We start from the raw sequence: 6,378 nt of genomic DNA on the forward strand, positions 1-6,378 counted from the left end.
TTTTTTGTTTCGTTCAATATCTTCTATTATATATTTAATAAATTTAATATTTTTACCTTTATTATATAAATATATAGGAATAGATGTTATTACCCCTACTAAAGTTCCACAAATTATATCCCACATAGTATCATTTAAACTTCCATTCTGAGCCTTTAATCCAAAAAGAGAATCAGTTGTAAATTCCCATATTTCCCATACTGCAGCTGCAGATGTAGCAAATAATATTACAAAGATAACAGAAATTAATGGATGTATTTCTTTTCTTACTTTTTCATTTGTTAAATATAAAAATAAAACATAGCCAATTATAGCAATTATCGCTCCTGATAATAGATGTAGAAATTTATCATAGTTAGTTATAGAATAAAAATCTAAAACACTAGCTAAATACATTGATAAAAAAATGAACAGCATATTAATATAATATATAACTTTTGCTCCCTTGAGAAAGGTTCTTATATATAACGAATATACTCCAAGAATAGTTATAAACGTAAGGCCTATTCTGAAAAGTTTTTCTATATCTATATTTATTAAGTAATATATTGAAGTTGCTAATAGTACTCCAATAAATGAAATAGCAAATATAAGTTCATTGTTATGATTTTTTTCTTTCACTATTATCACCTCTAGAATTTATAATTTTATTTAACTGATTGTCTTTTTACTTTTAAATAAAATTAATGCTGATATTGCCCCATTATTAAACCACCCAAATGTGCGTAATTATCTATATTAGATATAGTTATTCCTATAATTACATTTATAGCTAGAGTCTCTAATATATTTTTTACATATTGTTTTCCAATTTTATTTTTTTCTTTTAATCCAAATACTAACATAGCACCCAAAAGTCCAAATATAGCACCTGATGCTCCAACCGATACACTATTTGGATTAAATAAATAACTAAATAATGATCCCGATAAAGCAGACAAAATATAAATTAATATATATTTTTTACTTCCATATATATATTCAACTTCTTTTCCTATTATATTAAGTGCACTCATATTAAATAAAATATGCATTATTCCACCATGTAAAAAAGTAGATGTTATTAATCTATATATTTCCCCTCTATTAATTAAAATATTAACTTTTGCACCCATTTGAATCAAAGTATATATGTTAATATCAATTAAATTTCTTGATTTAATAATTTCAATCAAATACACTAAAATATTTAAAATAATTATTGTATATGTAACTTTATATTTTTGAAATTTATTTTCTTCTTATTATTTTCATTTATCATGTAATTTATAATAGGAATAAATGCTTTAGAACCTTCACTAGAATATAGTATTTTCTTATCTTTTACTGAAAATATTAGTTTATTGTAATAATTATTTTTATTATAATTTATATATTCTTCTGAAGCTAAAATTATTAAATTTACTACAAATCTTTTATTTAAAGATTTTAAAAGATACTCTTTTGCTTCATTAAAATCTACTTCTTCATTCATATCATTTGATACAACAACTGAAACTACTACTTCATTTAAATCAATTAACCCTATCCATCTTTCTTCTTTATGAAATTCGCTATAATAACTTCTCATAAAAAAGTTTAGTTCTTTAGTTAATAAACCAAAAAATATTTTTTCAAAATTCTTCAAAGTCCATCCCCCTTAATTAGCGCAATAAAAATATTAGTAAGCAATTAATAAAAATTATTAATTGCTTACTATTAATAAACTTCTCCAAAATTTACCGCAAAAAGTTGTGAACTATACCTTGTAAATCATAAAATGAAATAAATTGTTAATTGAAATTTATTTCTTTATCTAGCATATCTAAAAGTTCATTAAATCTTTCAACAGTTGCTTCTAGAGGTTGTGACGTAGTCATATCAACTCCTGCTTTTTTTAATATCTCTATTGGATAATCACTTCCACCACTTTTTAAGAATTCAATATATTTAGAAACAGAATCTTCCTTTCCTTCTAGTATTGATTTTGCAAAGGCTGAAGCTGCTGCATATCCTGTAGCATATTGATAAACATAAAAATCTGAATAAAAATGTGGTATTCTAGCCCATTCAATATCAATTTCTTCATCTACTACCATATCTTCACCAAAATATTTAACATTTAAATCATGCCAAGCTTTATTATAATCTTCAGCAGTTAAAGACATTCCTTTTTCCAAGCTTTCATGAGTAAATAATTCAAATTCTGCAAACATAAGTTGCCTAAATACAGTTGTTCTTATTTGCTCTAACTCTTGATTTATTAAATATAATTTTTTCTTTTTATCAGTTTCTTTATTAATTAAGTAATGAATAAGAAGAGCTTCATTTGTAGTTGAGGCTACTTCTGCACAAAACAAAGTATAACCTGCATAAATATATGGCTGCTCTTTTCTTGAATAATAAGAGTGGATAGAATGACCCATCTCATGTGCTAAAGTGGATACATCATGTAATTCATAATTGTAGTTTAATAAAACATATGGCATTGTTTTATATCCACCCCAAGAATATGCGCCTCCCCTTTTGCCTTTATTTTGATATATATCTATCCAACCATTTTCTACACCATTCTTAAAAATATTTAAATATTCTTCTCCTAATGGCTTTAACCCTTCTAAAACCATATTTACACCATCATTAAATTCTATATGCTCTTTTGGTATCTCTATTACTGGAACATATAAATCATACATATGCATTTCATCTAATCCCAATAATTTTTTCTTTAAAGAAACATATTTATGAAGTGATTTTAGATTCTCATTTATAGTTTTTATAGAATTTTTATATACTTCAACTGGTATATCATTTGGACTTAATGATGATTCTAGTGCAGAATTATACTTTCTAACCTTAGCTCCAAAATTAAAATTCTTTAGTGAGCTTGTTAAAGTAGTTGAAAATGTATTTTCTAAATTTTTATATTCTTTAAATAAAGTTTTAAAAGCTTCTTTTCTAACTTTTCTATCTTTACTTTTTATAAATGATGAGTAATTTCCTTCTGTTAACTCTACATTTTCACCATCTTCATCAATTATATTTCCAAATTTCATATCTGCATTTGTTAACATATTATGAATAGATGATGGAGCATCTAAGCAATCTGAAACTTGTGCTAGTAATTCTTCCTGTTCTTTGCTTAATATATGAGGTTTTTCCTTTAATATGTCCTTAAACATAAATGAATAAACCTTTAATTTATCATTACTATCTATAATATTCATTATAAATTCATCATCTAATGATAATATCTCTGGTACAAAATAAGCTGTATATGATGCAAATTCAGCCATATAAGAATCTATCTTGTTCATCATAGCTTGATACTTTGAATTTGATGTATCCTCATCACATTTTAAATGAGCATATACATAAACTATTTCTGCTTTTATTCCTAAATCTATATACTTTTCTAAGTAATTTAAAATATTTTCAGCATTATTTAGTTTGCCTTCAAAATCTTTAAGAGAAGGCGATTCTTTTTTTAGTTCCTGGAAAGCATTTTCCCACGCATCATCATTTGAAAATATTTCATTAACTTTCCATTTATACTTATCTTCAATTTCTTCTCTCTTTTTCAATATCTTTAATTCACTCATAACTTCTGCCTAATTTATTAGGCTCTCCTTTCTAATTATAGTCATCTTCTTTACCTTCAATATCCTTAAAGGCATTTTCCATAGCTTCTTCGATTAACTCAACACATCTTGTTATTCGTTCTTTCATGAATTCATAATCATCTACATATTTAAATTTTACTAAAAAAGTAGGATTATATTCATCTAAAGAATCCTCAATTTCAAATTCTTCCTTTATAAAAGCATCATAATTAAAAACATCATATATTGCTGAGTATTCCCATTCTTCTACATCTTTATTTGTATCAAAATATAAATTTACAACTTCATTGCTAACAAAAAGCTTTTTTACATATAATGCCCCTTCTGAAACTTGAAAACTTCCAAGCTCCTTAGTTATAAATCCCGTTTCTTTATCCTTTTCCATTAATACTAAACTTGAAAAATCCATATATATTCCTCCAATATTTTTACTTTGGTTTTATTTAACTTATCTATATTATATGTTTTATTCATAATATAAATCAACAAAACTATGGTAATTAACTATTAACAATTTATGATCAATAACTTAACTAAGAAAATCTGCTCAATTTCTTAGTTAAAATAGCTTTGTAATTTAAAACTATGTCAATAATACAAATAAATAAGTAAATTTATAATATATCTAAAGTTATTGTTGCAAACTATTCGCATTTTCATATATAATAAGTCTAGATTATTTAGGAGATGTATTTTTTAATGATTAATATAAAAGACTTATGTTTTTCATATTCTAATAAACCACCATATTTACTTAAAAATATAAACTTAAACATACAAAGTGGTATATATTTATCTATAGTTGGTGAAAATGGAAGCTGTAAAACTACATTAATAAAACTAATACTTGGCTTATTAAAACCTACCTCTGGTAGTATAGAAATTAATTCAGATTCAATTGGGTATGTTCCCCAAAGACTTGATTCTTTTAACTCACAATTTCCAATTACAGTTAAAGAGGTTTTACTATGTCATAAAAAAACTTTGAAAAATAAAAATATAAATATCTCTTCAATCCTTGAAAATGTTAGTATGAGTGATTATGAAAACAGACTTCTAGGTATGCTATCTGGTGGACAACAACAAAGAGTTCTTATTGCAAGAGCTTTAATGGGTAATCCTGATATAATTATTCTTGATGAACCCTCTACTGGCGTGGATGAAAAAAATCAAATTGAAATCTACGGTATTTTAAAGAAATTAAATGAAATTGATAAAAAAACTATTATATCAATAGAACATAATATAGATATTGCTTTAAAGAACTCAACTCATATTCTTAAAGTTGATAATGGAAATATTAATTTATTTACCACTGATGAGTATAAAGAGTTTAGAAATAAAAGTTTTAAATTAAATGATGCTATTTAAGTTTATTATTAGGAAAGGTAGATAATATGTTTCAATTAGATTTTATGCAAAATGCCTTTATGGCTGGTTTTATAATATCAATACTTTGTCCTTTCATAGGACTTTTTTTAGTGCTTAGACGATATTCAATGATTGGTGATACACTTTCACATTCTTCTTTTGCTGGTGTTGCTATTGGTTTAGTTATAGGGGTTAATCCATTAATAACAGCCTTCTTATTTACAACACTTTGTGCTATAGTTATAGAATTCTTAAGAGAATATTATAAAAAATATGCTGAACTTGTTATGTCTTTAGTTTTAACCTTTAGTTTAGGTATAGCTATCATACTTATAAGCAGTGGTAAAGCTTCTGCAAAAGTAAATTCATTTTTATTTGGAAGTATTCTTACCGTTTCTAAAGAAGATATTTTCTTAATTTTAATAGTTGGAATTATTTGTTTAGTTGCTTTGATCTTTTTATTTAATAAGCTTATTTACATTACTTTTGATGAAGAAGGTGCAAAGACTTCAGGAGTAAAAGTAAAACTTATAAATTATATTTTTACTATACTTGTTGGCTCAACTATTTCTATGTCAATAAGAGTAATGGGAATACTTGTTATATCATCCATAATGATAGTGCCTGTTGCAACTGCAATGCAATTAAAAAAGGGATTTAAGACAACATTACTATTCTCCATAGGTTTTGGAATGTTTGATATTATGATGGGATTATTTTTATCATATTATATTAATAGTGCTCCAGGGGGTACTATTGCAATTACATCTGTGTTCACTTTAATTTTAGTCATAATCTTCGATAAATTTTTTAATTTTAAACAATAAATATAATAAGGGTAGTATTTTATACTACCCTTATTATATTTATTGTTATTGTTTTAATTTTTTGCATTCATCACAAACACCATTTAATTCTAACTTATGTTCTGTTAAGCTAAATCCAACTTTAGCTTTTATGGCTTCTTCTATTTCTTCCATTGGACATGGTATTTCTACACATTTATTACAAACATCACATTTTAAAGTATGTTTGTGACTTTCCTTTTTTAATACATAAATTGCAGGTCCATCTATGTTAATTTTTTTTATTATATCTTTTTCTTCTAACAATTCTAATGTTCTATATATAGTACTAAGGTTTAAGTTTTCATTGTGCTTTTTGCATTGATAATATATATTTTCTGCTGAAAGCCCTTTATCTGAAGACTCTATTATATTTAAAATTGAAATTCTTCCTGCTGTAACTCTCATTCCTTTTTCTTTTAAATAAATTTCCCAGCTCATTTTATTCTCCTAACGTTCTTATATACAAGTTGTACTAAATACTTTTCACTTATCTAAACTACCTTTGAAATTTATACTATATAAGAAAAATCAATATTTAAGTAACCTATATAAAAATT

The 6,378-nt window shown here is 24.9% G+C and carries 8 protein-coding genes; 2 read left to right on the forward strand and 6 right to left on the reverse strand.

Going from position 1 to position 6,378, the window contains the following annotated elements; translation table 11 throughout:
• The 5 genes from A500_RS14140 to A500_RS14155 all read right to left on the reverse strand — a co-directional run.
• On the reverse strand, positions 1 to 621 hold a 621-nt coding region (locus A500_RS14140; protein ID WP_016208248.1), incomplete at its 3' end, for a DUF2238 domain-containing protein.
• A 62-nt stretch (positions 622 to 683) separates the two neighbouring features.
• On the reverse strand, positions 684 to 1,175 hold the full coding sequence (locus tag A500_RS19610) for a rhomboid family intramembrane serine protease (RefSeq protein ID WP_157453669.1): 492 nt from the start codon (positions 1,173 to 1,175) through the stop codon (positions 684 to 686).
• A 23-nt stretch (positions 1,176 to 1,198) separates the two neighbouring features.
• Entirely contained in the window at positions 1,199 to 1,627 is a 429-nt protein-coding gene (locus tag A500_RS19615; RefSeq protein WP_051993168.1) for a hypothetical protein, read from the reverse strand.
• 145 nt (positions 1,628 to 1,772) lie between these two features.
• Positions 1,773 to 3,581 (reverse strand): oligoendopeptidase F, encoded by a 1,809-nt coding sequence (gene pepF / locus A500_RS14150; RefSeq protein WP_016208249.1) that lies wholly within the window; start codon positions 3,579 to 3,581, stop codon positions 1,773 to 1,775.
• A gap of 31 nt (positions 3,582 to 3,612) precedes the next feature.
• Positions 3,613 to 4,011 (reverse strand): DUF6762 family protein, encoded by a 399-nt coding sequence (locus A500_RS14155; RefSeq protein WP_016208250.1) that lies wholly within the window; start codon positions 4,009 to 4,011, stop codon positions 3,613 to 3,615.
• Between the two features lie 290 nt (positions 4,012 to 4,301).
• Here A500_RS14155 and A500_RS14160 point away from each other — a divergent pair, with 290 nt between their 5' ends.
• Together A500_RS14160 and A500_RS14165 are read left to right on the forward strand one after the other, a co-directional pair.
• Positions 4,302 to 4,973, forward strand: a complete 672-nt coding sequence (locus tag A500_RS14160; RefSeq protein ID WP_016208251.1) for a metal ABC transporter ATP-binding protein — start codon at positions 4,302 to 4,304, stop codon at positions 4,971 to 4,973.
• Positions 4,974 to 4,999: 26 nt separating this feature from the next.
• Positions 5,000 to 5,800, forward strand: coding sequence for a metal ABC transporter permease (locus tag A500_RS14165; RefSeq protein WP_016208252.1), 801 nt, complete (start codon positions 5,000 to 5,002; stop codon positions 5,798 to 5,800).
• 45 nt (positions 5,801 to 5,845) lie between these two features.
• On the opposite strand, the gene A500_RS14170 is transcribed toward A500_RS14165, so the two are convergent.
• The gene (locus A500_RS14170) at positions 5,846 to 6,259 is read right to left on the reverse strand and encodes a Fur family transcriptional regulator (protein ID WP_016208253.1); all 414 of its coding nucleotides are present in this window, start codon (positions 6,257 to 6,259) and stop codon (positions 5,846 to 5,848) included.
• Positions 6,260 to 6,378: the final 119 nt, after the last annotated feature.

The sequence above is a fragment of the Clostridium sartagoforme AAU1 genome, from assembly GCF_000401215.1.
Lineage (GTDB): Bacteria > Bacillota > Clostridia > Clostridiales > Clostridiaceae > Clostridium > Clostridium sartagoforme.

Bases quoted from the DNA above. Each gene is read 5' to 3' on its own strand.
- A500_RS14160 (WP_016208251.1), top strand. From the start codon at position 4,302: ATGATTAATATAAAAGACTTATGTTTTTCATATTCTAATAAACCACCA.
- pepF (WP_016208249.1), bottom strand. From the start codon at position 3,581: ATGAGTGAATTAAAGATATTGAAAAAGAGAGAAGAAATTGAAGATAAG.
- A500_RS14155 (WP_016208250.1), bottom strand. From the start codon at position 4,011: ATGGATTTTTCAAGTTTAGTATTAATGGAAAAGGATAAAGAAACGGGA.
- A500_RS14165 (WP_016208252.1), top strand. From the start codon at position 5,000: ATGTTTCAATTAGATTTTATGCAAAATGCCTTTATGGCTGGTTTTATA.
- A500_RS14170 (WP_016208253.1), bottom strand. From the start codon at position 6,259: ATGAGCTGGGAAATTTATTTAAAAGAAAAAGGAATGAGAGTTACAGCA.